Origin of the sequence: Microcoleus sp. B9-D4 (assembly GCF_036705105.1) — a bacterium.
GTDB lineage: Bacteria > Cyanobacteriota > Cyanobacteriia > Cyanobacteriales > Microcoleaceae > Microcoleus.
The window spans coordinates 1-25,798 of record NZ_JAUBTS010000080.1 but is presented as its reverse complement, the minus strand read 5'-3'; the positions used below and the strand labels follow the sequence as shown (position 1 = coordinate 25,798).

General features: G+C 47.6%; 25 protein-coding genes and 1 pseudogene. 7 read left to right on the top strand and 19 right to left on the bottom strand.

Going from position 1 to position 25,798, the window contains the following annotated elements:
• The 7 genes and pseudogenes from QUB24_RS29815 to QUB24_RS29785 all read right to left on the bottom strand — a co-directional run.
• Window positions 1–158 (bottom strand): annotated as a pseudogene (locus QUB24_RS29815) (photosystem II q(b) protein); the annotation flags it as partial.
• A 184-nt stretch (window positions 159–342) separates the two neighbouring features.
• Window positions 343–1,119: a DUF6816 family protein gene (locus QUB24_RS29810; protein WP_333157198.1), complete on the bottom strand. Its 777-nt coding sequence runs from the start codon at window positions 1,117–1,119 to the stop codon at window positions 343–345.
• Between the two features lie 243 nt (window positions 1,120–1,362).
• Entirely contained in the window at window positions 1,363–1,767 is a 405-nt protein-coding gene (locus QUB24_RS29805) for a ChuX/HutX family heme-like substrate-binding protein (protein ID WP_333157197.1), read from the bottom strand.
• A gap of 144 nt (window positions 1,768–1,911) precedes the next feature.
• Window positions 1,912–2,865, bottom strand: coding sequence for a PhoH family protein (locus QUB24_RS29800; protein ID WP_333157196.1), 954 nt, complete (start codon window positions 2,863–2,865; stop codon window positions 1,912–1,914).
• A gap of 374 nt (window positions 2,866–3,239) precedes the next feature.
• Entirely contained in the window at window positions 3,240–3,728 is a 489-nt protein-coding gene (locus tag QUB24_RS29795; RefSeq protein ID WP_333085049.1) for a KH domain-containing protein, read from the bottom strand.
• Window positions 3,700–3,984: a 30S ribosomal protein S16 gene (gene rpsP / locus QUB24_RS29790; RefSeq protein ID WP_333085027.1), complete on the bottom strand. Its 285-nt coding sequence runs from the start codon at window positions 3,982–3,984 to the stop codon at window positions 3,700–3,702. Before rpsP ends, QUB24_RS29795 begins: the two co-directional genes overlap by 29 nt.
• An 81-nt stretch (window positions 3,985–4,065) precedes the next feature.
• Entirely contained in the window at window positions 4,066–5,400 is a 1,335-nt protein-coding gene (locus QUB24_RS29785; protein WP_333157195.1) for a D-alanyl-D-alanine carboxypeptidase, read from the bottom strand.
• A gap of 358 nt (window positions 5,401–5,758) precedes the next feature.
• Here QUB24_RS29785 and plsX point away from each other — a divergent pair, with 358 nt between their 5' ends.
• From plsX to QUB24_RS29750, 7 genes are all read left to right on the top strand, one after another.
• Complete coding sequence (plsX, locus tag QUB24_RS29780) at window positions 5,759–6,808, top strand: phosphate acyltransferase PlsX (RefSeq protein WP_333157199.1); 1,050 nt, start codon at window positions 5,759–5,761, stop codon at window positions 6,806–6,808.
• Window positions 6,809–6,972: 164 nt separating this feature from the next.
• On the top strand, window positions 6,973–7,974 hold the full coding sequence (locus QUB24_RS29775; protein WP_333157194.1) for a beta-ketoacyl-ACP synthase III: 1,002 nt from the start codon (window positions 6,973–6,975) through the stop codon (window positions 7,972–7,974).
• 402 nt (window positions 7,975–8,376) lie between these two features.
• Complete coding sequence (fabD, locus tag QUB24_RS29770) at window positions 8,377–9,258, top strand: ACP S-malonyltransferase (protein WP_333108168.1); 882 nt, start codon at window positions 8,377–8,379, stop codon at window positions 9,256–9,258.
• A gap of 394 nt (window positions 9,259–9,652) precedes the next feature.
• Window positions 9,653–10,366 carry a PspA/IM30 family protein gene (locus tag QUB24_RS29765; protein ID WP_333157193.1) on the top strand — a complete coding sequence of 238 codons (714 nt, stop codon included), beginning with the start codon at window positions 9,653–9,655 and terminating at the stop codon, window positions 10,364–10,366.
• Between the two features lie 10 nt (window positions 10,367–10,376).
• A complete protein-coding gene (locus tag QUB24_RS29760) occupies window positions 10,377–11,321 on the top strand; it encodes a phosphate ABC transporter substrate-binding protein (protein ID WP_333157192.1) in 945 nt (314 codons plus the stop codon).
• Between the two features lie 255 nt (window positions 11,322–11,576).
• Entirely contained in the window at window positions 11,577–12,215 is a 639-nt protein-coding gene (locus tag QUB24_RS29755; protein ID WP_333108164.1) for a lysophospholipid acyltransferase family protein, read from the top strand.
• Window positions 12,216–12,369: 154 nt separating this feature from the next.
• Entirely contained in the window at window positions 12,370–12,903 is a 534-nt protein-coding gene (locus QUB24_RS29750) for a hypothetical protein (RefSeq protein WP_333157191.1), read from the top strand.
• A gap of 222 nt (window positions 12,904–13,125) precedes the next feature.
• Here the strand turns inward: QUB24_RS29750 and QUB24_RS29745 are convergent, their stop codons facing one another.
• The 12 genes from QUB24_RS29745 to QUB24_RS29690 all read right to left on the bottom strand — a co-directional run bounded on the left by QUB24_RS29745 (window position 13,126) and on the right by QUB24_RS29690 (window position 25,593).
• A complete protein-coding gene (locus QUB24_RS29745) occupies window positions 13,126–13,671 on the bottom strand; it encodes a GAF domain-containing protein (protein ID WP_333157190.1) in 546 nt (181 codons plus the stop codon).
• A gap of 175 nt (window positions 13,672–13,846) precedes the next feature.
• Window positions 13,847–14,437, bottom strand: a complete 591-nt coding sequence (locus tag QUB24_RS29740) for a YdcF family protein (protein ID WP_333157189.1) — start codon at window positions 14,435–14,437, stop codon at window positions 13,847–13,849.
• Window positions 14,438–15,171: 734 nt separating this feature from the next.
• On the bottom strand, window positions 15,172–16,002 hold the full coding sequence (locus QUB24_RS29735; protein ID WP_333157188.1) for a GUN4 domain-containing protein: 831 nt from the start codon (window positions 16,000–16,002) through the stop codon (window positions 15,172–15,174).
• A 150-nt stretch (window positions 16,003–16,152) separates the two neighbouring features.
• Window positions 16,153–17,295: a hybrid sensor histidine kinase/response regulator gene (locus QUB24_RS29730; RefSeq protein WP_333157187.1), complete on the bottom strand. Its 1,143-nt coding sequence runs from the start codon at window positions 17,293–17,295 to the stop codon at window positions 16,153–16,155.
• A 151-nt stretch (window positions 17,296–17,446) separates the two neighbouring features.
• A complete protein-coding gene (locus QUB24_RS29725; RefSeq protein WP_333157186.1) occupies window positions 17,447–20,119 on the bottom strand; it encodes a GAF domain-containing protein in 2,673 nt (890 codons plus the stop codon).
• Between the two features lie 14 nt (window positions 20,120–20,133).
• Window positions 20,134–20,361, bottom strand: a complete 228-nt coding sequence (locus QUB24_RS29720) for a hypothetical protein (RefSeq protein ID WP_333157185.1) — start codon at window positions 20,359–20,361, stop codon at window positions 20,134–20,136.
• A 339-nt stretch (window positions 20,362–20,700) separates the two neighbouring features.
• A complete protein-coding gene (locus QUB24_RS29715) occupies window positions 20,701–21,834 on the bottom strand; it encodes a glycosyltransferase family 1 protein (RefSeq protein ID WP_333157184.1) in 1,134 nt (377 codons plus the stop codon).
• Between the two features lie 684 nt (window positions 21,835–22,518).
• Window positions 22,519–23,667: an NAD-dependent epimerase/dehydratase family protein gene (locus tag QUB24_RS29710; protein ID WP_333157183.1), complete on the bottom strand. Its 1,149-nt coding sequence runs from the start codon at window positions 23,665–23,667 to the stop codon at window positions 22,519–22,521.
• Between the two features lie 110 nt (window positions 23,668–23,777).
• Window positions 23,778–24,368 (bottom strand): chromophore lyase CpcT/CpeT, encoded by a 591-nt coding sequence (locus QUB24_RS29705; protein WP_333157182.1) that lies wholly within the window; start codon window positions 24,366–24,368, stop codon window positions 23,778–23,780.
• Between the two features lie 120 nt (window positions 24,369–24,488).
• A complete protein-coding gene (locus QUB24_RS29700) occupies window positions 24,489–25,025 on the bottom strand; it encodes a Uma2 family endonuclease (protein ID WP_333157181.1) in 537 nt (178 codons plus the stop codon).
• Window positions 25,026–25,150: 125 nt separating this feature from the next.
• Window positions 25,151–25,363, bottom strand: a complete 213-nt coding sequence (locus tag QUB24_RS29695) for a helix-turn-helix transcriptional regulator (protein ID WP_333157180.1) — start codon at window positions 25,361–25,363, stop codon at window positions 25,151–25,153.
• Window positions 25,364–25,380: 17 nt separating this feature from the next.
• Window positions 25,381–25,593: a helix-turn-helix transcriptional regulator gene (locus QUB24_RS29690; RefSeq protein ID WP_333150720.1), complete on the bottom strand. Its 213-nt coding sequence runs from the start codon at window positions 25,591–25,593 to the stop codon at window positions 25,381–25,383.
• Window positions 25,594–25,798: the final 205 nt, after the last annotated feature.

Below are 25,798 nucleotides of genomic sequence, written 5' to 3'. Positions count from 1 at the left end.
ATGAAGGCGATGATGTAGCAAATTGTGGCGCTCAGGAGTGTAGGAATCATCAAGACTCCGAACCAACCGATGTAAATGCGGTTGTCTGTGCTTGTGACCCACTCGCAGAAGCGTTCCCAGACGTTGGCGCTTTCGCGCTGCTGTAAGGTTGTTGTCATGGTTTTATGATTGCTGTATTTGGTTGTCAATGTTCGGATGATGTTTATATTATTACGCCTATCGTTAAGGTTTGTAAAGGGGTTTGACGACAGTTAAACTGATGATGGTCATCAGGAAAGCTGATGAAACCAGAGACAGGGGCGAAAAAAGCCCATTGCTAGACCGATCGAGATGACACCTTAATTAGGCCCGCACCAACTCCAACCGATATCGGTACAAAGCCACAGGATGCCCCCCAGCAGCAAAATAATCCGGGTCTTGTGGCGACAAATAAATCGCTGTCACCTGATCCGCCTCAATTCTTTTACTCGCAGAATCGCCATTTTTCCCGCCTCCAACAACTCGATAAGCCGTTGTTGTCTCCACCTCGTTTAAATAAATATCAGACTCTCCCCGAAAAATCTGCTGAGAAATCTCTGTAGACACAAACTCGCGAGGATTCGGCGTCTCAGTTCCCCGACTGGTAACAATCGAAATTAATTGGCGTTCCCCTTTCAAAACAGTAATTTGGCGGTTGGGATTGGTCGGATCGACTTTCACCGAAACTACGCCTCGCTCGCCTAAATAAGCCTTGGCAATATTCAAACCGTTAAAAGTGCGATCGGCTACAATCTTTTGAGCCTTTTTCAATGTATAATTATAAATTAACCCAATATTTTTTTCCGGTTGAAATCGAACTTTAAATAATACAGGATGCTGCAAATACTGGCGGTTGCTTTCAAACCCAGGCGTGACAATATTTGGCGCTAAAGGAGCGGCTAAATCCACCAAAGTGCTAGCAACATTCCAATTCCCCGCCATCCACTCGGGATATACCAAATCTCCCTTAGCTACAGCGATAGGAGGCTTGCTTTCCCAATTGGGAAAACTCGATAGGCGATCGCCCAAAACCCCCGCTCTCGCAACGCCACCCCACAGCAACACCAGCAAAACCAAACAAAAACTCCAAAATACCTTCATACCCAATTACATTCAAACAACTAATTTTCGGTCTCTCTTTCTCTTCTCTGCGTTCTCTGCGCCCTCTGCGGTTCCTTAATTCAAAAATTAGACAACAAATCAGTTAAACATCATATTTTATACCATTTTCATAAACAGGCAAGATGCCTGTTGCACAAAAATAAATGTTCTGCTTGTGGGGAGTAGGGGTTGGGCATCCTACCCGCCCCCAATATGCAATTCAAAGGTGGAAAAACCTATCTTTTAAAGCGCCTCAACAGGTGCAGGTTCCCAAACCTCCCCATATTTTTCCTTCAAGTCGTGCCAATTTTCCACCTGTCCTGGTTCGTATTCTCCCGGCTTTCCCCACTGCAAAAACGCGCTCAAAGCAGCCTCATTTTGTTCGTCTAGAAAACGAATTGCATAAGTAGTGAAATTGCCTCTTTTCGCCTCACCCGTTTCAAACTTCACCTGTTTTATTTTGTCCATATTTAGGTGAAACTCAAATATTTCGGCGTGCATATTGGCATATTTACCCTTCGGCAACTCCGCATAAAACAGCTTGTGAATTGAACCGCGCACTTCCAGCACCGCCGCGCTGCTAGTCACGATTAAACGCAGCGTTCCCAATTGTTCGCAAGCTTCCAAGAATTCTTTCAGATTAGGCATAATTTAATTGGGGAATTGGGTATTGGGCATTGGGAATTGGGCATTGGGCATTGGGCATTGGGCATTGGGCCCAAGAGCCTTGGGCATTGATTATTGGTAATTAAAAACAACAATAACTAACAACCAACAACAACTGACTAATGACTATGTTTCGTGCAGTTCGTAAGCAGCGACAATCCGCTGCACTAGAGGATGTCGCACCACATCCGCCTGAGAGAATTCGCAGAAAGCAATGCCCTCAACGTTGCGTAGAATGTTTTGGGCAACTGACAATCCCGACTGTTGGTTTGGCGGCAAATCTGTTTGAGTGATATCCCCCGTCACTACCATTCTCGATCGAAAGCCCAGACGAGTCAACACCATTTTCATCTGAGCCGGCGTCGTATTTTGAGCTTCGTCCAAAATTACGAAAGCATTGCTGAGAGTGCGCCCCCGCATATAAGCTAAAGGAGCTACTTCGATCAAGCCTCTTTCCATTAAATCCGCCATTTTTTCAGGGTCGATCATTTCTTGCAGGGCGTCGTAAAGCGGGCGCAAATATGGATCGACTTTTTGCTGCAAATCTCCCGGCAAAAACCCTAATTTTTCGCCAGCTTCCACGGCTGGCCTGGTTAAAATCAGCCGTTCGTACTGCTTGCTCAACAGCGCTTGCACGGCGAAAATAGCAGCTAGAAATGTTTTGCCAGTACCAGCGGGGCCAATGCAAAATGTCAGGTCGTGCGTGCGTACTGCTTGGACGTATTGCCGCTGCTTGAAGGTTTTGGCTCTAATTTCTTCGCCGCGGCGGGTTCTGGCGAGAACGTCTCGTTGCAAGTCTTGTAAATCGCCTTGGCGGTTGGTATCCAAAGCTTGGCGCGCCGTCTGGATTTCAACTCCGGTAATATTTTTGCCGGATTTCCAATAGTCGGAGAGCGATCGCACTAATTTATGACACAATTCTACTTGACTTTTTGTGCCAGAAATCAGCAGTTCTTGCCCTCGCATTACCAGGGTAGCACCGGTTTGCTTAGAGATCATTTTCAGGTTTTCTTCTTGATTACCGGCCAGCGACATTGCACTTTGGGTGCTCGGTAACTCTATTGTTAGTTTTTCATTCATGCCAACATAATCTCCTCCAAATAAGCAATTAAAAGTTAACAACTAAACCTTCCACCAGTCACTATTTGCGAACAAAAAGACGCCCGTTACTAGGTTTTACCTAGTATCTAAGGCGTCTTTTAGATTTAGCTCCCAAATGAGTTTGGTGCTTGAGGCACAAATCAAATCTCCCTTCTATTAAGTCAGGCAATTTTAGATTTTAGATTTGAAATTTTAGATTTTAGATGAACCTGATGCCGCTGACATTTGAAATTTTAAATTTTACATTTGTTTCCGATCGCAAAACCGGCAATTTCAAACCAAACGGGGCTTGTAATACAAACTCTACAACAGGCAATCTAAAATCTAAAATTCTTTCTGGTTTCTGCAGTTAGTTAATAACCGGGAGTATTTCTGCTCGTTCTAAACGTAGGTGTGTTAGTACGGCGAGGTTGTTCTCTCGGAGTTCTGCTAGCCAAGGGACTCGGCGACGGAGGTGGCGTCCGGGGTCGGAAGTCGCCTCGCGGCTCCCGCGAGCCACGATCTGGGCGGTCGCGATCCGGGCGATCGCGATCGCCCCTGGGCGGGCCAGATCCACGATCGCCCGCTTCACCATCGTATATATCTAAGTAGAGGGACTGACCCGCCGTCTGCGCCACTGCTTCAAGCGTAGTTCTAATTGCCTGAATATTGCGTCCACCCCTACCGTAAACCCGGCCTTTGTCGGGATCTTCAAAAGCCAGCCTAACCCAGACCCGCGATTGGCGCGGGTGCAGTTCGCAATCAACCCGCAAAGAGCCGGGGGTCTCTAAAAAAGGCCCAATTAAAAACTTAACCAGTCCAGCATAGTTGGGACTAGCTGACTGTTGCTGTGCTGGATTCAACGTTGGCTCCGGCTCCGACTTGTTCAAATACATGGGCTTTTCTCAGGATGTCACGCACGGTGTCAGTTGGCTGAGCGCCGTCTTGCAGGCGCTTGACAATCGCTGGAACATCCAGCCTGGTTTCGTTATTTCTGGGGTTGTAATAGCCGAGCTCTTCTAGGGGACGGCCGTCGCGGCGAGTAGAACTGTTCATCGCTACAATCCGGTAGCTTGTCTCGCGTTTTTTCCCGTATCTCTTCAATCGCAGTTTGATCATCTTCTTGCACAATAGTCTTGTTCCAATTCTAAGCTATTTTGTCAGTGCTCCTTCCCCGAACCTCAACTAAACCCCTATTTCTTAACCTCCCACCAAAATATCGCTACGATTTGCTGCCCCCAAGGCAGGTCTGGCGCCGTCAATGTGCGGTGTAATTGCTACTGGCAAAATCGATGCAGTTCCCCACTGCTGCACCAATTTTTGCAAAAATATATCTTGCTGCGCTCTCAAAGAGTCCCAATCGGTGCCGCGATTAATAATTGCAAACCACACTAAACCCCGATCGCGCGTGGGTATAGCTCCAGCCAAAGCAATCACCGTGTCCAAAGTACCAGTTTTCACCACAGCCGATCGCGGAATGTGTCGATTTTCCAAAGTTCCTCGATCGCGCCCGGACACCGGAAACAAGTCAGCAATCGTCAGCCCAGTAGTCTGAAGGTTGCGGGCGATCGCCTGCATCATCCCACAAGCCGCCCTCGGAGACATCCGATTTTCCACTCCCAATCCCGAACCGTTAACTAATTGAAGTTCCTCCTCCGGCACCCCCGCAGCCCAACTCGCTTGCTGCTGCACTATCTTTGCCCCGCCCAAATCGTCGGCCAGCATCTGAGCCATTTCATTGTCGCTGTGGACGTTCATCTGCTTGAGAATTTCGGCTAAAGGAAGCGATCGGCGTTTCAGCAGCAAACGCCCCGAAGTCACAAATTTCTCAGCAATGACGCTGCCGGCCACCGTTACTTGCGGCTTTCTAGTTCCGGGAGCCATCTTAGAATACATTGCCACCACGTCCGCAGGCCAATTGCTACCCTCAAGAGCTTGCCGCAGTATCTCCCCCGCCACCAGAGGATCTGACTCGTAATTCATGCGAAAATTGCCTGTCACCACCAAATTTCCCGCCACGCGCTCGATACCCATTTGATTGAGAGCATTGCCCACGGCGATCGCCTCCTCCCACACAAACAGCGGATCGCCCCCGCCGCTGACCACCAAATCTCCCTGCAACACACCATTGCTAATCGGCCCGGTTCCCCGGAACCGCGTTTCAAACTGATAATCCGGGCCCCAAGTCTCCAGCGACGCCAGAGAAGTCGCAATCTTAGTCAGCGAAGCCCCAGGCATCAGCGTCTTGCCTTGCTGACTTACCAGCGGCACCATTCCCGCTTGCACCCAAATTCCCTGATTCCCATCAATCAGGTTCTTGTCTTTCAACTCTTTTAAATATTCCCGCACCGTCGCTTCTGCTGGCAAGTCTGGATTTGCCGCATTTATTCCCCCAAAAGCCAAATCTTGGGCCACCACTAACCCAGGTATCCCTCCCCGCCAAGCCAGCACTGACGCAGCATTAGGTGCGGCACTGCCTACCCCAGCCATGTCCAGCCACAGAGACATCATCCCTGAGCTAAATAAATCCAGCATTTTTTACTCCTAAAGTCAATCGATTTTAGATTTTAGATTTTAGATTTCAGATTGAAGAAAGCGCTCCCACTGATAAATCCGGGGGCAAGTGATGAGGATAGGGAGCTGTTTTTTCGCTCCACGGATGAATCCGGGGTTCCCGGACTAAAGTGCTTGCGGTCATGTAAACTATTGCATTGATTTTTTCAATAGGCAGTCAAAAATAGTAAAGTAGTGACAAAACAAGTTCTATCAGAGTAGTCGGAAATAAGAATTGTCCGATCGCCCTAGCGAGCGGATTTTAGTTCTTTATTCAGACTTGTGGATTCACGCTCCTGACTTCCTGGTAGAATTTTTAGTGTTTCTCAAACATTGGTCAATGGGATCGACACGCGCAAGAATTGCAATAGACGCTATGGGTGGGGATCATGCCCCCGCCGAAGTTGTAGCTGGAGCGCTTAAGGCACAAGAAGAATTAGGCGTAGAGATTTTGCTTGTGGGCGACCCACAGCAAATAGAAGACTCGCTCCGGCAACAAGACGCGATCGGCCGCGTCTGTACAGGTCAGCTAGAAATCGTTCCTTCTGAAGGAGCGGTGGAAATGCACGAAGAACCTTTAAGTGCCCTCAAACGCAAGCCCAACGCTTCGATTAACGTAGCGATGAACTTGGTAAAGCAGCAGCAAGCTGATGCTGTGGTGTCCGCCGGTCACTCCGGCGCGGCAATGGCTGCTGCCCTGCTCAGGTTGGGGCGGCTCCCCGGAATCGATCGCCCTGCGATTGGTGCGGTTTTGCCGACAATGATACCGGGCAGCTCTGTACTCATTCTCGATGTCGGTGCTAATGTGGACTGCCGCCCCAAATTTTTGGAGCAGTTCGCTCTTATGGGAACTATTTACAGCCAGTGCGTGCTCGGCGTCGCCGAACCTAAAATCGGCCTGCTCAACATTGGCGAAGAACCTTCTAAAGGCAACGACGCAGCCGTGCGAACCCACCAGTTATTGGTGGACAACCCGAACATTCCTTTTGTGGGCAATGCCGAAGGCCGCGACGTGCTGTCGGGGAAATTCGACGTGATTGTCTGCGACGGGTTTGTCGGCAACGTGTTGTTGAAGTTTGCCGAAGCGGTGGGCGAAGTCGTGGTGCAAGTGCTTAAGGAAGAATTGGCAGCCGGACTCAAAAATCAAATTAGCGCTCCCCTCTTGCAAGAAAGCCTCAAGGGGTTTAAGCAGCGGGTAGACCACGTTGAACACGGCGGCGGTTTGCTATTGGGCGTTGCTGGAGTTTGCATTATCAGCCACGGTTCGTCTCAAGCTGCCTCGATTTTTAATGCCATTCGTTTGGCGAAAGAGGCTATTGACAACCAAGTGCTGGAGCGAATTCGATCGTCCAATCACCAAAGCGCTCTGGAACAAGAAGCTGTGAATTAGAGGCAGTAAGTAGAAATTAAAAATTAAAAATGTAAAATTAAAAATGTCAGCTTAAACAAGCGGTTTTGCTTTTAAAAAAGTAATCTCAGCAGTTTAAAAAATAATTTTAATTGGTAGTTTTTAATTTTTAATTTCTAGATCGAACAGCGAGTAAATGGAGAGGAATGTTGCAGCAATCAGGGTTCGGCATTGCCGTCACAGGTAGCGGTTCTTGTACACCGCAGGTTTCACTGGATAATAACGGTTTGAGTCAGATAGTAGAAACGAATGACGAGTGGATTGGGGCGCGGACGGGCATTCGTTCCCGCAGGCTGGCGGACGATCGCACTTCTTTGTGCGATTTAGCCACAGAGGCATCTCAAAAGGCGATCGCAATGGCAGAAATTTCGCCGACAGATATCGATTTAATTATTTTGGCGACTTCCAGTCCTGACGATTTGTTTGGCACGGCCAGTAAAATTCAATATCAGTTAGGCGCGACAAAAGCTGTGGCTTTTGATTTGACAGCAGCTTGTTCGGGCTTTATTTTTGGTTTAGTTACAGCCTCGCAGTTCATTCGGACAGGGGTTTATCAAAATGTTTTGCTAATCGGAGCAGATATTTTGTCTCGCTGGGTGAATTGGTCGGATAGGGGTACTTGCATTCTATTTGGAGACGGTGCAGGTGCGGTGGTATTGCAAGCTTCAGAAGTCGATTCCTTTTTGGGATTTGAAATTCGCAGCGACGGCACACAAAATTCGTCTCTAAATTTGGCTTACAAAGCCGAGTCAAAAGAATTAATTGAGGGCGTCAGCGTCGGAGTGGGCGGATTTGAACCCATCACAATGAATGGTCAAGAAATCTATCGCTTTGCCGTGAGAAAAGTGCCGGAAGTCATAGAAAAAGCTATGTTTCGGGCAAATGTCAGCGCTGCTGAAATTGACTGGCTGTTGTTGCACCAAGCCAATCAGCGGATTCTCGATGCAGTTGCCCAAAGGCTAAAGATTCCCCCCGAAAAAGTAATCAGCAATTTGGCGAATTACGGCAATACCTCAGCGGCTTCAATTCCCCTTGCCTTAGACGAAGCCGTGCGTATGGGTAAAGTTAAAGCGGGTGATACTATTGCTGCTGCTGGTTTCGGTGCAGGTTTGACTTGGGGGGCTGCGATTTTTCAATGGGGAAGGTAATATTTGGCGGCCGGCTGTAAACTTGCTCCGGTTATTGTCGGGAGTTCGATCGAGTAAAATACAAATCCTTTAACACGCCATACATAGGGCAAGGTTCGCAGCGGTGCACCACCCGGACAACAGTTATTGACAAGCGCGTGCTCAAAGGGAAAATCCTCTATTCTTCGATCGACTTTCCCCGGTTTGAAGGTTGAAAATTGTGCTACGCCTATTAATCAAATTAAAGTAGCAAAAAAAAATAAACCTGGTAAAAATCGCAGTTAGATGTTATAATTATGAGTCGCGAGTAGATAGTTCGTTAACCGAAAGATAGCGGATACCAGCGAGCGAACTTAGAAGCGGGAAAGAAAGAATTTTTGCAATCACCAATTAGCAACCACCAATTAGCAGATTACCGGAAAAATGACTAAAACAGCATGGGTATTTCCCGGACAAGGTTCCCAGGCGATCGGGATGGGTGCAGACTTATTAAACTTGCCAACAGCCAAAGCCAAATTTGAGCTCGCTAAAGAAATTTTAGGCTGGTCTGTCCCGGAAGTTTGCCAAAAAGAAGAAGCAAAACTATCTCGGACTCTCTACACTCAGCCTTGCTTGTTCGTAGTAGAAAGTATTTTGGCCGACTTAGTGCGAGAGAAAAGCGATCGGCCAGCGGTAGTTGCCGGTCACAGTTTAGGAGAATATGTTGCCCTCTACGCAGCAGGCGTCTTTGACTTTGAAACCGGATTGCGCTTAGTCAAACGTCGCGCCGAACTCATGGACACTGCCTCCGGCGGTCAAATGGTGGCTTTGATCGGGTTCGACAGGCAGGAACTAGAACTGCAAATTCAATACAGCCGAGACGTAGTGCTGGCAAACGACAACAGCGAAGCACAAGTCGTGATTTCTGGAACGCCCGCAGCAGTAGAAGATTTGCTTGCCAAAATCAAAGTCAAACGCGCTGTTAAATTGAATGTTTCCGGTGCGTTTCACTCTCCCCTGATGGCCGGGGTGGCGGCCGAGTTTCAACTAGCCTTAAAGTCTGCAAGGTTTTCCGATGCTAAAATGCTGGTTCTCTCGAACGCAGAACCCTCAGCCACTACCAGCGCAGCCACTTTAAAGCAGCGGTTGACTCAGCAGATGACCAAAGGCGTGCGTTGGCGAGAAATTTCTCTGCAATTGCCACAACAAGGAATCGATCGCGTAGTGGAAATTGGCCCCGGCAAAGTTCTCACAGGTTTGATCAAACGGACTTGTCCCGATTTAGCACTGGTAAATGTTAGCAGTTTTGCAGATTTGCCCGCTTAATCTATTTTTAGCCTGTTATTAAATGGCAGGTTATAAAATTTAGAGTTAATTGGCCTGAAGATTGCCGAAAAACAAATAGCACAACAGGCAAATCCGAATATTGCCTGTTGTGCAACTTGGGGATAGGTGATCAAGACAGTTAGAAAATATTAATCAAAAATCTAGATATTGATCGACCTGACCGAAAGCATCCAGGATACCCGCCACGTGATTCATCCGTCCAGAAATAAAAAACCTGTATCCGATAAAGGATCTCCCCAATTTATCTCGCGCAAGTCAATGCTTCAATTCTAAAATCTAAAATCTAAAATCTAAAATCTAAAATCGATTGACGGGGCGATCGACAAATCCTGATGTAAACTAGGCATAAAAACCAAGCTTATCTGGTATTTATATGAAAAAAGTCCTTTACTGGTTGATGGGCGACAAGGCAGGCAGAACCATAGTAGGTGCCTGGAATTGGATGTGGGGACTGCCCGTGGAATCCGGCGGCCAGGTGTCGGTGGCGGTAGCCGAAGAGTCGCTGCGATCGATGCAAGAATCCGTGCAAAAGCTAGCAGCAGCAGTCTCCACCCAAGTTGCAGCCTACCAGCGCGCCAAAACGAAATATGAAGAAAAAGTTAGGGAAATGCAAACCGTAGAGCGCCAAGCCATCACAGCCCAGCGCAACGGCAACGAAGAAGCAGCCCGCTTGGCAATGGCGAAGGTAATTCAGACAGAACAAATTCTGCCGCAATTAGAATCCCAAGTAAAACAAGCCGAACAATACGTCAACGCTTCCAAAGACAAGCTAAATCGAGAACGGATGAAGCTGGAAGCTTACAAAACCGATATGCAAAATATGAAAGATATGGCCGAGATTAACGAAGCCCTAGGAGCCATATCCAAAGTCAACAACGACCTCAGTATAGATTCAGCTCGATCGCAGTTTGAGCAAGCCAAAAACGCCGTCCACGGCCGCAACCTCAAACAGCAAGCTTTAGCAGAAATATCTGAGAATCCCCAAGAAAGACTTCAGGCCGAATTAGAAAATATGACCTTAGACGATGAAGTTAATCGCAGGCTACAAATGTTAGACGACTCCAACAACAAACAACTTCCCAGCTAAGGACAATTTTATGGCTAAGAGCGGGCCTCCCCCCATAGTTTTTATTCTGTTATTTCTGTTGCTTGCCGGTGGCGGTTGGTTCTTTTTTCTCAACAAACCACCGTCCCAGGATGCTAATAATACATCCACTCCCACACCCGCAGGCGATAGTGGAGCCAATCTGCCTCCCGTCGCGCCAGTAGTCGGCGGTGCTTCCCCTGTTGCAGCTACTTCCTTTGCGCTTCCAGCTTCCGTACCTGCGGGTACGGCGGTGAGAATTGACGGTTCCACCAGCATGGTGACAATCAATCAGAACCTCAAGAACGGCTTTCAAGGCAAATTTTCCGGCACGACAGTCGATACCAAAGCGAACGGTTCTGAAAAAGGAATTCAGGATTTGGCGGCGGGAACAGCCGATATTGCAGCGGTATCGCGACCTTTGACGGCTCAAGAACAAGGTCAGGGTTTGGCCGCGGTGCCTGTTGCCCTAGATACGATCGCCCTTGTAGTTGGCATTAACAACCCCTTCAAAGGAGGTTTAACTTCCGCTCAAGTTCAAGATATCTTCAAGGGAAATGCTCAAGACTGGTCGAAAGTCGGCGGCCCGGCAGGCCCGATTAAAGTAATTAACAGACCGGCAGTTAGTGGCACTCACCAAACGTTTAAAGAACAAGTGCTTGGAGGTGGCGAGTTTGGTACGACGGCAAATATTACCACGCTCGATCGAGATGCGACAACTCCCCTGCTGCAAGCTTTAGGCAATAACGGTATTGGCTATGCGACTTTCGCTCAAGTAGCCAATCAGAGAACGGTGCGCGTTGTTCCCGTTAACGGTGCGACGCCGGATGCTGGTAACTATCCTTACAAGCGGCAGTTGTACTACGCTTACAAAAATCCTCCTAGCCAAGCAGTTAAGGATTTCTTGGGCTACGCGACTTCTTCGGAAGGACAGAAAGCTATGCTGGCCGGAAATTGAGCCTTTGTAAAGAATTCGCCAGAATAAATTCTGGCGCTACACAAGCTTGCAAAGCGGTTTCAACCGCCGAATCATCTAACAGCACGACACGCATAAACACGGATACACTGATGATAGTAAACTTAGCCAATTAGCTAAACAGTCCGATCGCTGGGTCTATCCGTGTATCCGTGTCAAAATCTGTGTAGTGCTTCTTTTTTGATTGCTGAACTGATAGGCTAATATTCGATGTAATTTAAAATTTAAGGTTTTTCTGTGAGCAAAAGTCGCGAACCAGTCGAAAGTTTACTTCTCTACTATTTATTCAAATGGTCAATTGTCAGCCCGATGCTGCACCTGTACTTTCGGGGCCGTATCTATGGTGCAGAAAATGTTCCGACAGAAGGGCCACTGGTGGTAGTCAGCAATCACGCCAGCGATTTTGACCCGCCGATTTTGTCAAATTGCATGAGGCGGCCCGTCGCATTTATGGCAAAGGAAGAGTTATTTAAAGTTCCTATTTTGAAGCAGGCAATTACGCTTTACGGTGCTTATCCAGTCAAGCGGGAAAGTGCCGATCGCAGTGCAATTCGCTCGGCTATCAACTCTCTGGAAAATGGCTGGGCTACGGGTGTATTTTTGCAGGGAACTCGCACCCCAGACGGCAGAATTACTGAACCGAAATTAGGTGCTGCGCTGATAGCTGCTAAGGCAAAAGCGCCGCTGTTACCTGTTAGTTTATGGGGAACTCACGCGATTTCGTCGAAAGGTTCGGGAATCCCGCGTCCGGTGCCGCTGACGGTGCGAATTGGCAAGCTAATTGAAGCGCCCGGTTCTTCGGATCGCGAGGAGTTGCAAGCGTTGACTCAAAGATGTGCGATCGAGATTAATGCGATGCACGATTTGGGTCGCTGATTTTATAACTTTTCTTGCGGTTTTTCAAGTTATATCTACAGATAGATGAATGCTGAAGATAAACCTCGAAAAATATCAATATAAGTGATTGAAAACAAGCGCAATAATTAGGCTTGAATTTGAGTTTAATTTTACAGGGGATAAGAAGAAAGATATGGTAACAAGCAATCAAACCCGCGCGTTGGGATTGTTTTCTAACCGCGAAGATGCCGAGCAAGCTCTGGCAGAATTGAAATCTTCCGGGTTTCCAATGGATACAGTTTCGGTTGTTGCTAGGGATGCAGGTGAGTCTGTAGGCGATACTCAAACGATCGCTCAGGTAGGCGATAAAAATCTAGACACAGGAGCAGGAGTGGTAGCAGACACTCTGACAAATAGTGCTTTAGCCACCGTGCTAGTGGGTCTCGGAAGTTTAGCTATTCCCGGAATCGGGCCGATGATTGCAGCGGGGACTTTGGGCGCCTCACTGGTGGCTAGCGTAGCAAGCACTGGCGTCTCGGCGGCGGCTTTCGGTGGAGTGGTCAAGGCCTTGACTGACTTGGGAATTCCCGAAGAAACAGCTAGAATTTACACTGATCGCCTGCACGCCGGCGATTATTTGGTAGTAGTAGATGGCGCTGAGGATGATATTAGTCGGGCTCAAGGGATTTTCAGCGGTCGGGGCCTTCAAAATTGGGGCGTTTTTTAAACAGGAATTGTGCACCCAACTCTATCTGTAGGGCGATGCACACCTCACCATTGGTGAGAACAATCAGCTCAAATTTTGTACCCGAATTTTCTGTGAAAATTAGCGGCTCGATCCCCCCTAACTTAAAAAGGGGGGAACCGGAAACGGTCTGTCGTCTGCCGGAAAGCATTCATTCATTCATTGCCCACCCCCTCTTTACAAGTCAATTATTGATATTGATTTTTATCGCTCATCTTTTGATGCTGAGGCAGTGACATAAGCGACAGCTAAAGGCGAAATTTTTTCTGTAACTGCTGCGATAACTTGGCGATCGAAGTCAGTCCAAACTCTGGGGCGATCGAACATACAAGGCTGCAAAACCCCCCACAATAAGCCGTCAGCACAAAGGTGAGCGTGAATCAAAGCTCGATGTCCGAACTCTTTTGCCTCAAAATTTTTGTTGACTACTTCAGGATTGGCTGTTTCAACATCCTCAACAAAAATTGACGGTTCAGTTCGCAAAGCTGCTGCAAACAAAGGGTCTTCTTCCCCTAAAGATTCGGGTTCTTTTTTCCATTCCGCGTCGCCAATCTCTGGAAAGTTCGAGTTGCGACGCCAGCAGTAAGGTACTCTGCCCCTTTGCGTTTCAGGATTGCGGAGGTAGAGAAAGACCCGATCGCAATTTAACACCTCGCCTAAAGCCGGCACCAAAGCCGAAAAAACAGCATCCGGCGTTTTGCTGTCACTCAAAATTTTATCCAGAACTTGCGGCAGAATTTGCTCGGTCATTAACTTTAGCTTTTGAAGTTCATCTATTAATTTTAAACTACTCCTTCTCTTCTCTTCTCTTCTTTTACGCATTTGTCATCAGCGTCTTCGCGGTTCGTTAAATCGCTAGAGGAGACAAGTTTTAAAACCAGAGGGAATGGAAAAAAATTAAAACTTGCTCAGTGCTTTCCTTTGTTTATTCCATTCTGGCTTGGCTGAAGTTAGCACCTGTATAACCGGTTGTCAGCCAAAGAATAGCCCTAGCGCCGTCGCGAACAGCTTTTTGCATCGGTTCGGGGGTTCGCCCAGACGGAACTGCCACAGGCTTAAAGCTAATGCCTCGACTACCGAGTACGATTTCGCCGATAATCTGAGCTCGCCGCATATGATCGTCAGAAGTGATCAGATACACGCTCTCAATGCCTCTAGCTTTCAATTCATCTACCAGGGTGGTAAAATTTGTTACCGTATCCACCGCTCTGTAGTCTAAGTGGACGCGATCGGACTCAATTCCCGCTTCTGAAAACACCCATTCCGCGAACTCAGGATTGCTGCCAGACGACACCCAAATCGGCAATTCAGGGTGATCCAGAGCAAATTTGGCGGCAAACACCTCTCGCTCAGTAGCCCCACCTAGAACTAACACAGCTTGGGGTCTCTGAAATTCGCTCTTAAGCTGCTGATAGCCAAACCAAAACGCCATCAAAAGCCCTACTAGGAACCAAAAACTGCGTGAAGTATTCAAAGGCTGGTAACGCCGCGTGTTTGAATTGATTCTTAACCACATCTAAACCTATAAAAATTTTATGTAACTCACAAAGGAACCATAGCAAAAAATACCGCACGTATAGCCCACTAACAGGAATTAAAAATTAAAATTTAAAAAAGGGTCGGCGGATCATAGATTTTAGATTTTAGATTTTAGATTTTAGATTGACTCTACGGTTGTGCTGGGGCTTAAACAGGTGATTTTAGATTTTAGATTTCAGATTTTAGATTTCAGATGGATTCTATAGAGGTTCTGCGTAAGTCCTCGTATTCAAGCAAGTATTCGTCTGTGGGCGAATTCGTTAGCGGATATGCAAAAAAGAGGGGCAAAACTTAGGCTTACCCCTCCTGCTTTTAATTTTTCTTGGTTTTTAACGGGACTGGCCGGGTTCGAACCGGCGGCCTAGCGCTTCAGATTTGTGTGAGTTTCCCCACTCTCTGGACTATACCTTCACCATATGCTTGCAGCTTTTAGGTGGTGACCGTCTAGTCTCTAAACCTTCCTGATTTCAATATAGGCGATTGTTTAATCGCTCTGAACTCAGGCTTGGCTTGGTATTGCCTTAGAGTCATAGGAACCCACAAACTCTTTAGGTTTCACCAAATTTGACCACATTCACTCCCAGAGTTTCCTCGCAGGGTGCCCGATTCTTCAGGAGGCGCTTGCTCTATCCATCTGAGCCACAGCCCCAGTTGCTAAACCGTTTTGATTATAGCAGTTAATGTCGATTTTGAATTTTTTATTTTAGATGATTACCGATCGCCAGTTGCGAGTTTCGCAGCGATGCGGGCAAAGTTTTCTGCTGCGGTGAGTTTACCCGCACCGTAACAGGCGCGCTGTCTCCATGCGGTGACGGGGAGATGTCCGGGGGGAGCATCTTCGTTGAAGGAGAGCTCGCTGTAATATTTCCAATTTTCCTTGACTCGCCAGCCGACTCGATCGCAAAATTCAGTATAATTTGCCTCGGTACTTTCCCAAATCTGCTGCTGCACGCTCAACCCGAACCGCCCGCTGCTGTATTGTTGCCAAAGTTGGTCGATCGTGCGAAGGTCTGTAGGAGGAAAACTGTCAATATCGGCTGCACTCAGCCAGCCTTCGTCTTCCCTGACAGCGATTTGCAGCAAGATTTCCCAAGTGTGTTCATCAGCTTTGCGCCATTTTCCGGTTTCTAATAGCTTTGTCAGTTGTCGATAGTCCATCCCCACTTCCGAGATAGCCGGAGTTGACTCAGTTATGGCGCCGATTTTGTCTTCTAGTCGCAGTAGAGTGCTGACAATCAATTCGGGGTTTAGTTGTTCGAGGCGGTACAGAACCCATTCTAACTGAGATTGCAGGTATGTGCGGGCGATCGCACCTTGCTGCAATTCCCCATGCAACTCATCAAATTTAGCTGACCAATTTTGTTGAGTGCGGGCCAATTCCCACATTTGTTTTGCCCACTGCAATCTAACTTGTTCTTTTTTTAAATAAGTTTTGGAGGGCTTAGCACGTTGCGGGTAGGGAGTCAAATCCCAGCCGCAAATCGAGCAAAACTCTGCTTTTTCTTCTATGTATTCAGCACCGCACACTGGACAGTTAGACATATTGCCATAAATTCGGTTGCGAAGTAATTATATGACATCGGGTAAATTAACCATAATTCGATTAGGTACGCACTTTGCACCCTACAATTACAGTGTATCTGTACTAATGTTCGCTTTTCGCACCCCAAAGTTAGGGTGAATTATACTGTTCTAACAAGGCAAGCGAATAGTAAACAAGCTGCCTTGGCCCAACTCAGATTTTACCTCGATCGTGCCGCGGTGAGCTTCGACTATTTGGCGGCAGAGGTGTAGTCCCAAACCTGTACTGGACTTCTTATGAGTTCCCGAGCTAAACCTTTCAAATAACTTTGCTTGTTCGGTGGGAGAAATGCCGGCACCGGTGTCTTTGATGTCTATGATCACCCATGCCAGCGGTTGGTTTTTGAAGCTAGTATAAGCAGGGGAATTAGCAGCTTTTAAGCTGACATCTATTGAGCCGTTGTCGGTGAATTTAATTGCATTTCCGATTAAATTTGTCATCAAGCGGTGCAGTTCCAGACGATCGCCCGGATACTTCGCAATCGGTGCACTTTCTGCACTTTCTGTCAAGTCTAAATTTACCGACAAACCTTTAGCATCCGCTAGGGGAGCTAGTTCTTCAGCTACCTCAGTAATAAGCTGGCGCAAGTCCACGGCAGCGAAACTTAGGGATTTGCGGCCTGCTTCGTAGCGGTATACTTCCAGCAGCATATTTACCATCGCGATCAGGTTTTTGTTGCTGCGAACCATCGTCCCGAAAGCGTCGCGCATGGGAAGCGAAATTTCTCCCAAAGCTCCCTGCTGCATTAAACTTAGCATGCGATCGGCTGCTACGAGGGGCGTCCGCAAGTCGTGAGCGAGTCGGGAGACAAAATCTTCGCGCTGGAGGGCGATCGAATTACGCTCGTCTACGCTGTGTTTTAGCCGCAGGAGCGATCGTACCCTCGCCAGCAGTTCATCCATTTCGACTGGTTTGCGGATGAAATCGTCTGCTCCCATGTCCAATCCCTGCACTACGCTCGCACTGTCGTGAGCCGTGATCAGCAAAATCGGCATAAAGGGCAATTCCTTATTTTCTCGGATTCGTTTAGTGACTTCGTAACCATCCATTCCCGGCATCATCACGTCTAGCAGTACCAAATCCGGGGCTGCTTTGTCAATTTGACTCAAGGCAGAAAAGCCGTTTTCTGCCGTGCTAATTTCGTAACCTTCTTCTTCTAGGATTGTCTGAACCAACAAAACATTATCTGGTGCGTCGTCTACCACCAGAATCCGATCGGCTTTTGTGGCATTCGGAACAGATAAATAACTCATTTAATTGCTAGCCTGGAAATAAATACTAAACTTTAATATGGCATCCGATTTATGTTTTCACATTTTTACATTTGTTAACTCTGTCATAAGGAAGATCTCATAGCTTTATCAAATCTTTTTACTTTTGAGAAGTTGGATGTAATATAATTTACTACTTGGTTGTCATCGTATGCACGCCGTCCCAATCATCGGGCGGGGGTATTTCCAAATAGCTGAGGGAGCGGTCGAGGTGAACTTCCACAGGTCTATCGCTCGGTCGCAGTGCTAAAGCCACTTCAAAATAACTAATAGCTTTCTGAAAATTTCTAGCAATATAAGCCTCCCTACCGTTACTGTAAAGTTCCAAAAACCGAACGGTTTCCCCATCAATGGGTTCAGAACTATTTTGCAGCAACTCGTAAATACCCACTGGCTGATTTTTCCCCTTAACCCGCACCTTGTCTAACTCTCGCACCCAAATTCCTTCGCGACACAAACTGTATGTAAATTCGCTCAAAATTATATCACATCCATACTCCTTTGTAAGCTGTTCCAAGCGCGAGCTCAAATTCACCGCATCGCCGATTACCGTGTAATCCATTCGCTTTTGGGAACCGATATTCCCCGAAACTACCTCTCCAGAACTAATCCCAATTCCGAAGCGAAACGGATCTGCACCGGGGCGAGAATCATTAAACTCTTTCAAACGCCGGCGCATATCTAAAGCCGACTGAACCGCCATCCAACCGTGACTTTCCGGGGGGTTCAGCGGCAGGGGCGCGCCGAACACCGCCATTAAAGCATCGCCAATAAACTTGTCTAAAGTGCCTTCATAGTGGAAAACGGCCTCCACCATCGTCTCAAAATATTCGTTCAGCAGGGATACCACATCCGACGCTCCCAAATTTTCGGTCAGCGTGGTGTAGCCGCGAATGTCGGAAAATAAAATAGTCACTTCTTTGCGTTCGCCCACCATCAGGGCGCCTTCACCCAAGGCCATCACTTTATCTACGACTCCAGGAGTCAGGTAGCGGTACATCGTATTTTTCATCCGCTTTTCGCGGCTGATGTCTTCGAGTACCACTAAACCGCCGCGCACGCCGCCCTCTGGATTGATTAGCGGGTTGACAGTCAAATTCAAACTACGTTCAATGACTTTAATTCGAGAGGCGGGGATGGGCAGCGGACAATAAGGGTGATACAGGGCAGAATTTCGCAGCGCAAATAGAGATTGGGCATTAGCTAATTCGGCCAGCGCTACTTCCTCAGTCCACGCGCGGTTTTCGCCCCAAGCGTAATATAAATTAGGGTCAGTGCGATCGGGCACGGCCAAAATATAACTTTCTTCTTCTTCTTCTTCTTCTTCTTCTTGTTCTTTTTTTTGGGAATTTAGCGTTTTTTCTACCAACAGTCCCACAGTTAAACTTTGTTCGGGAACGTAATGTCTGGCAGCAGTTTTGAGACTGTCTTCTAGTCGAAATTGCAAATTGTCGATCGGCACAACTTCCCAAACATAGCGATTCACCAGTTTATCTTCCCAAATCTGGGGATTGTGTTTGCTTTTAGCTTGATTTACCGGACAGCCCAACAATTCTAGGGCTGCTTCGTTGATAGTCACAACTCGCCCCTTCAAATCCGTGGAAATCACTGCGTCAGAAAGACTTTGCAGCATATCTTTCTGATACTGCTTTTCCACCATCACGTTCTGAAACAGTTGAGAATTTTGCAACGCCATTCCCGCTTGGGAATTAAACGCTCGCAAAAACTCTTCGTCGGAAGGGGTGAAAGTACCTTGGTTCTTATTAATTAGCTGAGTTACCCCGATCAGCTCACCTTTAGCGTTATGCACGGGCATACACAAGACAGTCCGAGTGCGGTATCCCGTTTGCTGGTCTGTAGAGGGGTCAAAGCGGGGATCGTCGTAAGCATCTGTAATATTCAGAGGTTGACCAGTCGAAGCCACGTAGCCAGCAATTCCCCTATTCGCAGGAATACGGATTTCCATCATCGTTTTGCCGTCGGCCTTGGCGACTTTTGTCCAAAGTTCGTTGGTTTCCCGATTTAACAAAAATAGCGTGCTGCGATCGGCTTGCATCAAGTCGCGAGCTTGATCCATGACAGAGCGCAAAGTTGTTTCCAAGTCAAGACTTTGACCCAAAGTCGTGGTGGCTCTCAAAAGTGCAGCAACCCCTCGCTGGTTGCGGGCCACGACGTAGAAAGACTGACAGCTTTCGAGAATAATCCCGATCGAATCTGCAAAAGCTTGGAACTGCTGTTCGTCTTCCTCGCTAAAGGAGACATTGCCAGCTTTATTTAACAGTCTGACCACCGCTACGGGTTCATGTTGGCTCTTGCTGCTAAAAATAGGCATACAGAGGATGGTCTCGATGTGGTAGCCCGGTGGTTCGTCTACTTCGGTATTAAAATACTCGTGCGATCGAGCTTCGGCGACATTAATCGATTTTCCGGTTGTTGCTACGTAGCCTAAAATGCCTGCATCCATAGGCAAGCGTACTTCTACCTCCTCGCCCGTAAGTGGATCGAGTGTTTTGTGCCACAGTTGATTTTTGTTGGAGTCAACCAAAAAAATTGTTGTCCGGTCTGCTTGCAAAATTTGACCAATTTTGACAGTGAAGGCATCTAAAAGTTGCTCTAAGAGACTTTCGAGTGCTTCATTGTTAATCAGGTCCATCGCCCGGATAAATTGCTGAAATTCAGCCGTGATAAAGTCCAGCAGGCACACTAATTCAGGAACTGGCAGGCTCTTAACACGGGAGGTCAATGCCCCCATAAAATTGACTTGAGTCAGTGTAGCCAGAACGCTACCAGCATTGGAGAATGTCATGATTAACTGCTTTCTCAGAGGGGTAGACTGACCGCAGGTCGATCGGCGCGAGATTCAGTGGCGGTGCAAACTCTTGAATTTGTTTGCCAGCGCATTGGCATTCGCTTGTCGCTTTGATGAATCGTGAATTCAAAAGTGGCGCACGCAACTTCAGTTTGCTTGTTATGTATGCTCGATCGATCTTTTTTCCAACCTCGATACTGATGAGGGTTCGTCAATTCAAGCTGAACTTGAGTTTGCAAAACTGCTAGCCTGAAAATTAGGTGACAAGCTTTAGTTCGATCGAGAGTGCAATGTAGATTTGACGCTCTGTGCTCGGCCCCAGCGCGCGGTGTGACTGTTTTAGCGCACTCGGCGACCGTATCCGGTCAGGTAAAGGGCGCTATGAAAGCAGCGCGCAAGGCATTCCTACAGAGCTACTCATAGTTTAATGGTAAACGCAACAGCAGGATAGCGACGGTAATTTATGCAGCAAAAAAGTTCGATCGGTCTTTGAAAACATCGCTTTTCACTACCAACTGACGATCGAACAGCCAAGCTAAGCTGGCGGTGATGTTTAAAGGTGCTACAGATCCTGACATTTAGGCCGCTCTGGGCATGGACTGGGCAAACACCACTGATTGATAGTAGCGCTGGAGTTGTGCGGCAGCGGCGGCCCAACCCCAGCGTTCTGCTTCTCGGCGAGCGTTGTGGCGCAGGGTTTCCCGTTCTTCGGGATTCGCAAACAGACGCTTGGTGGCAGCTAGTGCTCCTTCTTCGTCGGCGGGGTCAAATAAATATCCGTTAACACCGTCGGTGACGATATCGGGAATTCCGCCGCTGCGCGCCGCCACTACAGGCGTTCCCGCAGCCATTGCTTCTAGGAGCACTAAGCCCAGGGTTTCGGTGCGGGAGGGAAAAATGAAGGCGTCCGCCGATGCGTAAGCTCTTGCGAGTTCTTGCCCCTTGAGGTAGCCGACAAAATTGGTGGGTGTACCGGCAAAATATTGTTCCAGGGTTTGCCGATGCGGGCCGTCTCCCACTAAGGCGAGGCGGGCGTCGGGAATCGCTGCGAGAACTGGTTTGATGCGTTCGATTTCTTTTTCTGCACCGAGGCGGCCGACGTACAGCAGCAGGGGACTGTCTGGGTTATTTGCAGAAAGGCGCGATCGCATTTCTCGACTTGCCAATTCCGGGACAAACATTTCAGTATCTACGCCCCGCTGCCACAAATCTACCCGCTCAATGCCGTGGGTTCTCAATTCTTCCACCATCGCTGTGGAAGTACACAGATTCAATTCTGCTTGGTTGTGAGCACCTTTGAGCAATTCCCATAATAAAGGTTCGAGGACTCCAAAACCGTAGTGGTGCAAATATTTGGGCAAATGCGTGTGATAAGAAGCCAAAATCGGAATGTTGAACTTTTTCCCGTAATATATACCGCCCAATCCCAAAATAGCGGGATTGACAACATGAATAATATCCGGTTTAAACTGCTCTAATTGGCGACCGACAGCCGGAGAAGGAAGTGCCATTTTCAGTTCCGGGTACATCGGCAAAGGCAAACCCTCCACACCGTAAACTCGTGCGCCTTTGTATTCTTTAATTCCGTAATCTGGAGAAAATATCATAACTTGTTCGCCCGATCGCTGCAAGTGATCTACAGTGTGAATCAGGCGCGTTACAATGCCGTCTATTTTCGGCAGAAATGTTTCAGTGAAAAGAGCAATTTTCATAAAAAGTAAGTTACTTAGGGAGCCGATAATCATAGCCAGAGGCCAAGGTCATCGGTAACAGGATACACTGTCTCACGGCGAGTAAGTCATGGCGCGCGATCGGCTGCTTTTCTACACTTCTTCTTTCTGTTTCAGTGCCGCTAATTCCGAGAGAGAGGTTTTTGGGGTCAGATCCAAATTCCCTGAATGCGAATAGATAAAATTATCCCACCTCAAAGCCATCCCACACTTTCAGCCAAGCAATTAATTGTGTGAATTTCCTGCGCTGTTCCGGCAATTTATCTTGCTTTTTAAGTGACAAATTCAGCCTTCGCTAATTCGCCACTAATTTAGATTACTTAGCGTTACAGCGACCCATTCTCTTATTAAATAATAAGCACAAACTGCCTTCGCTGAAAATCTAGGCATAACCACTAAAAGTAACAGAATGAGAATTCGACTTTTCACGGCCTTTATTCCCAAACAAGCCAGCAGTAAAAACCTGATGCCATCTTTTAATTAACCGCAGAGGACACAGAGAACACAGAGCAAGAGATAAAAAAGATAGATCATCGTAATATACAGCCAAATCCATTCAGAACTTGCGAACCCTTCTCCTCTCTTCCCTTCTTTTCTCTTACTTCGCGCCCTTCGCGCCTTCGCGGTTCGTTAAAAAATCTCTTACCCGCAAATAGATACCAGAAATTACTTCCAAGAAACCTTCGGCAAAATCTGGTTTTTATCGACACGGTGCTGATATTTTGTAGCAAAATTCAGCAGAGAATCGAGCAGGGAATCAGAGAGATAGTGCGGTTGCAAACCGAGGTCTAGCAAATTGGTGTTTTTGGCATTGAAATAATGTTCTTCTTTCTCGACTCTGGGATTTTCGATGTTGTTGATTTCTACTTTTAATCCCATTGCCATGCCTGCTTTTTGCACCAAGGAGGCTAAGTCGCCGACGCTGAATTGTTCGGTGAATTGGTTGAAGACGCGGAATTGTCCGGCTTCGGCGGGGTTGGCTAGAGCCAATTCCACGCACCGCACGGTATCCCGAATGTCTAAGAAGCTGCGGGTTTGTCCGCCAGTTCCGTAAACTGTCAAAGGATGACCGATCGCAGCTTGGATGCAAAATCTGTTCAATGCTGTACCGAATACTCCGTCGTAGTCCAAACGGTTGATCAACAGTTCATCCATGCCGGTTTCATCTGTGAGCACGCCGTAGACTACGCCCTGATTTAAGTCGGTGGCTCTTAAACCCCAGATTTTGCAAGCAAAATGGATGTTGTGGGAGTCGTGGACTTTTGACAGGTGGTAGAAACTGCCTGGTTGTTTGGGATAGGGTAGTGTATCCTTGCGACCGTTGTGTTCGATCGTAATGTAGCCCTCTTCAATGTCAATATTCGGCGTGCCGTATTCGCCCATTGTCCCCAATTTCACTAGGTGACAATCGGGGAAGTCTTCGCGGATGGCGTACAGCAGGTTGAGTGTCCCGACGACGTTATTGACTTGGGTGAGGACTGCGTGTTCGCGATCGATCATTGAGAAAGGTGCCGAACGCTGTTCGCCGAAATGGACGATCGCCTCTGGTGCAAATTTTCTCATGCTTTTGCTGAGAAAATCGTAGTTGGTGATGTCACCGACGAACAAGTCGATCGACTTGCCCGTTAAATCTTGCCATCGCTGGAGTCGTTGCTGAATCGGTGCGATGGGAGTGAGGGTGTCGCTGCACAGTTCCAGATCCCAGTGCCGCCGCACGAAGCTGTCGAGGATGCCAACTTCGTAACCTTTGTTAGAAAGGTAGAGTGCGGTTGCCCAACCGCAATAGCCATCGCCACCAATAACCAGGACTTTCATAAATCAACGGTGAATCTTGCTTGCCAATACTGGGTTAATGTACCAGGTATTGGTGCATTCTGAACCTTTAATCAAGCGTGTTCGCCCAGGAAGCAGTCTGTTTTTTTAGATTAAACCGGAATTTCGTCGGCGAAACTAGCCCGGCGGGTGAATTCAAAGGGGCCGGCCTGGGCTCCCCAGACGTGGGCGTCGGTTTCTGGGTCACGTCCGCGATCGTGGCTAATAAATTTGTCTTGGTCAATCTCGAATTCGCTGTCTAGATAGGTTTTTTTGCCTTTTCTGACCACCATGCAGCCTTTTCCGGGTTCGACAGACCCTTTGAAGCTGTTGCCCGTCCACTGCGTAATAAAGGTGCAGCCGGGAAGTAGAGTCAGTTGTTCTTTTTTGATTTCTTGCAGCCGTTGCGGGTCGCGGGCAGCGCCGTAGAATTGTTCTTCGTTTTCTATGGCATAATTTTCGATGTCGATTCGATCGCCCACCGGGACTAATTTCAAAACTCGGACTCGGTACGGTACATTCAGTTCAATATCGTAGGCTTGTTCTAGGTACAAGCTGATCCCATCCAGAACTTTGATCGGTAAAGGTCTCATGCAGACGCGGATGTGGGCGAAGAAGGGCGGGTTTTCAAAGGCTTGGGCTTGGTTGCTGAAGTCGGCGGCCATCCAGCGGGCGAGGGTGACGATATCTGTGGAATGAGTCATTTCGATTTTAGATTTTAGATTTTAGATTTTGGATTGAGGGAGTAGAAGTTATTTTAGGGGAAAGGGCGTGTCAGACGAAATTCTGCGACTATTATCTAGAGTTTCAGTGTTAAAAACCCCTTATTGTCGCCGCGTCATTGCCATCACAGCATCAACAGTAAGTTCTGGTAAAATACTTAAAGTTGGTAAAATGTCTGCTCCCGAACAAACTAGGGGTAGGTTATCGCCCTGCCATACCCAAACTTGTTGGCGAGATAAATCTATTAACCATGCTAATTGCGTTCCATTGCTAAGGCAAAGGAGAATCTTATTCTGCAAGTCTAAAGTGCTTTGATTTGGCGATCGAATTTCAATCAACCAATCTGGCGCTCCATCAAACGGCCCGTCTTCATCAGGAAGCCGATCGCACGCTACGATCGCGATATCTGGCACTGGTGAATGGGGAGGTACCAAGCAGCGCAATTCTGGAACTGCTTCAAATCTGTCGGTACGATCGTTGATATAGTTAACCAAGTTGTTTTGCAGTCGCGAGTGAAACAGAGTTGGCATAGTTTTTTGGACTGCTCGCCCAGCCATCAATTCCCATGCGGGCGAAGACTCAATATTTGGTTGAGCAAGAAACTCTTCTAGTGAAACTGTTGCAATGGACTGAACCATGTTTTTTAGAAGGACTTCACTGCGCTTGTCACGCGCAAAACTCTACTGCATTATATCGCAAAATCAATGCCTTTTCTTCTGCCAACTCTCGAATTTTTAGTCTAACTCGCCCCATTGGTGCGCCTTCAATCTTCCAAAATCTCGACCAAATCTTCCATTGTCAAGTCGAAGGCGCGGGCAATTTTGTAGACAGCAGAAAGATCGACTGTATTCAAAGCATCGCGCCTCCCGTAGCTTCTGACAGTGTTGTAGTTGACTCCCGAGCGATCGGCAACTTGCTTTAGTGTCCAACCCTTTTGCTCAGCTAGTTCTCGAATCCGCAGCCTAACGTATCCCATTAGTGCGATCGCCCTTACTATTCCAAAAACTCGACCAAATCTTCAATCATGACATCAAAAGCAAGGGCGATCTTCTGAACGGCACTCAGATCGACCATACTCATCCCATCATCGCGTCTAGCGTACCCTTTAACCGTGTTGTAATTAACCCCAGAGCGATCTGCCACGTCTTGCAGCGTCCAGCCCTTTTCTTCTGCCAACTCTCGAATCTTTAGTCTAACTCGCCCCATTTTGCCCTTGACAACAGGTTAGATTTAACCTTAAACTGTAAAAAATTCAAAACGATCGCCCTCCTAGCCTCGAAAACTTAAGGGCGATCGCCTTTTCTATCACACCCCGCGTTTGCGGGGAAGGATTACCCTATAGCGCCTCGCGTGAGAACCCCGGTCTTTTAAGCCGGGGATGAAACGCAGTTGTAGCCTTTAGGCTACGAGT

Bases quoted from the DNA above. Each gene is read 5' to 3' on its own strand.
- QUB24_RS29800 (WP_333157196.1), bottom strand. From the start codon at position 2,865: ATGAATGAAAAACTAACAATAGAGTTACCGAGCACCCAAAGTGCAATG.
- QUB24_RS29740 (WP_333157189.1), bottom strand. From the start codon at position 14,437: ATGTGGTTAAGAATCAATTCAAACACGCGGCGTTACCAGCCTTTGAAT.
- QUB24_RS29710 (WP_333157183.1), bottom strand. From the start codon at position 23,667: ATGAAAGTCCTGGTTATTGGTGGCGATGGCTATTGCGGTTGGGCAACC.
- QUB24_RS29735 (WP_333157188.1), bottom strand. From the start codon at position 16,002: ATGTCTAACTGTCCAGTGTGCGGTGCTGAATACATAGAAGAAAAAGCA.
- QUB24_RS29695 (WP_333157180.1), bottom strand. From the start codon at position 25,363: ATGGGATACGTTAGGCTGCGGATTCGAGAACTAGCTGAGCAAAAGGGT.
- QUB24_RS29760 (WP_333157192.1), top strand. From the start codon at position 10,377: ATGGCTAAGAGCGGGCCTCCCCCCATAGTTTTTATTCTGTTATTTCTG.
- QUB24_RS29730 (WP_333157187.1), bottom strand. From the start codon at position 17,295: ATGAGTTATTTATCTGTTCCGAATGCCACAAAAGCCGATCGGATTCTG.
- QUB24_RS29690 (WP_333150720.1), bottom strand. From the start codon at position 25,593: ATGGGGCGAGTTAGACTAAAGATTCGAGAGTTGGCAGAAGAAAAGGGC.
- QUB24_RS29700 (WP_333157181.1), bottom strand. From the start codon at position 25,025: ATGGTTCAGTCCATTGCAACAGTTTCACTAGAAGAGTTTCTTGCTCAA.
- QUB24_RS29715 (WP_333157184.1), bottom strand. From the start codon at position 21,834: ATGAAAATTGCTCTTTTCACTGAAACATTTCTGCCGAAAATAGACGGC.
- QUB24_RS29705 (WP_333157182.1), bottom strand. From the start codon at position 24,368: ATGACTCATTCCACAGATATCGTCACCCTCGCCCGCTGGATGGCCGCC.
- QUB24_RS29750 (WP_333157191.1), top strand. From the start codon at position 12,370: ATGGTAACAAGCAATCAAACCCGCGCGTTGGGATTGTTTTCTAACCGC.
- QUB24_RS29805 (WP_333157197.1), bottom strand. From the start codon at position 1,767: ATGCCTAATCTGAAAGAATTCTTGGAAGCTTGCGAACAATTGGGAACG.
- QUB24_RS29745 (WP_333157190.1), bottom strand. From the start codon at position 13,671: ATGACCGAGCAAATTCTGCCGCAAGTTCTGGATAAAATTTTGAGTGAC.
- rpsP (WP_333085027.1), bottom strand. From the start codon at position 3,984: ATGATCAAACTGCGATTGAAGAGATACGGGAAAAAACGCGAGACAAGC.
- QUB24_RS29775 (WP_333157194.1), top strand. From the start codon at position 6,973: ATGTTGCAGCAATCAGGGTTCGGCATTGCCGTCACAGGTAGCGGTTCT.
- QUB24_RS29765 (WP_333157193.1), top strand. From the start codon at position 9,653: ATGAAAAAAGTCCTTTACTGGTTGATGGGCGACAAGGCAGGCAGAACC.
- QUB24_RS29785 (WP_333157195.1), bottom strand. From the start codon at position 5,400: ATGCTGGATTTATTTAGCTCAGGGATGATGTCTCTGTGGCTGGACATG.
- plsX (WP_333157199.1), top strand. From the start codon at position 5,759: ATGGGATCGACACGCGCAAGAATTGCAATAGACGCTATGGGTGGGGAT.
- QUB24_RS29725 (WP_333157186.1), bottom strand. From the start codon at position 20,119: ATGACATTCTCCAATGCTGGTAGCGTTCTGGCTACACTGACTCAAGTC.
- QUB24_RS29810 (WP_333157198.1), bottom strand. From the start codon at position 1,119: ATGAAGGTATTTTGGAGTTTTTGTTTGGTTTTGCTGGTGTTGCTGTGG.
- fabD (WP_333108168.1), top strand. From the start codon at position 8,377: ATGACTAAAACAGCATGGGTATTTCCCGGACAAGGTTCCCAGGCGATC.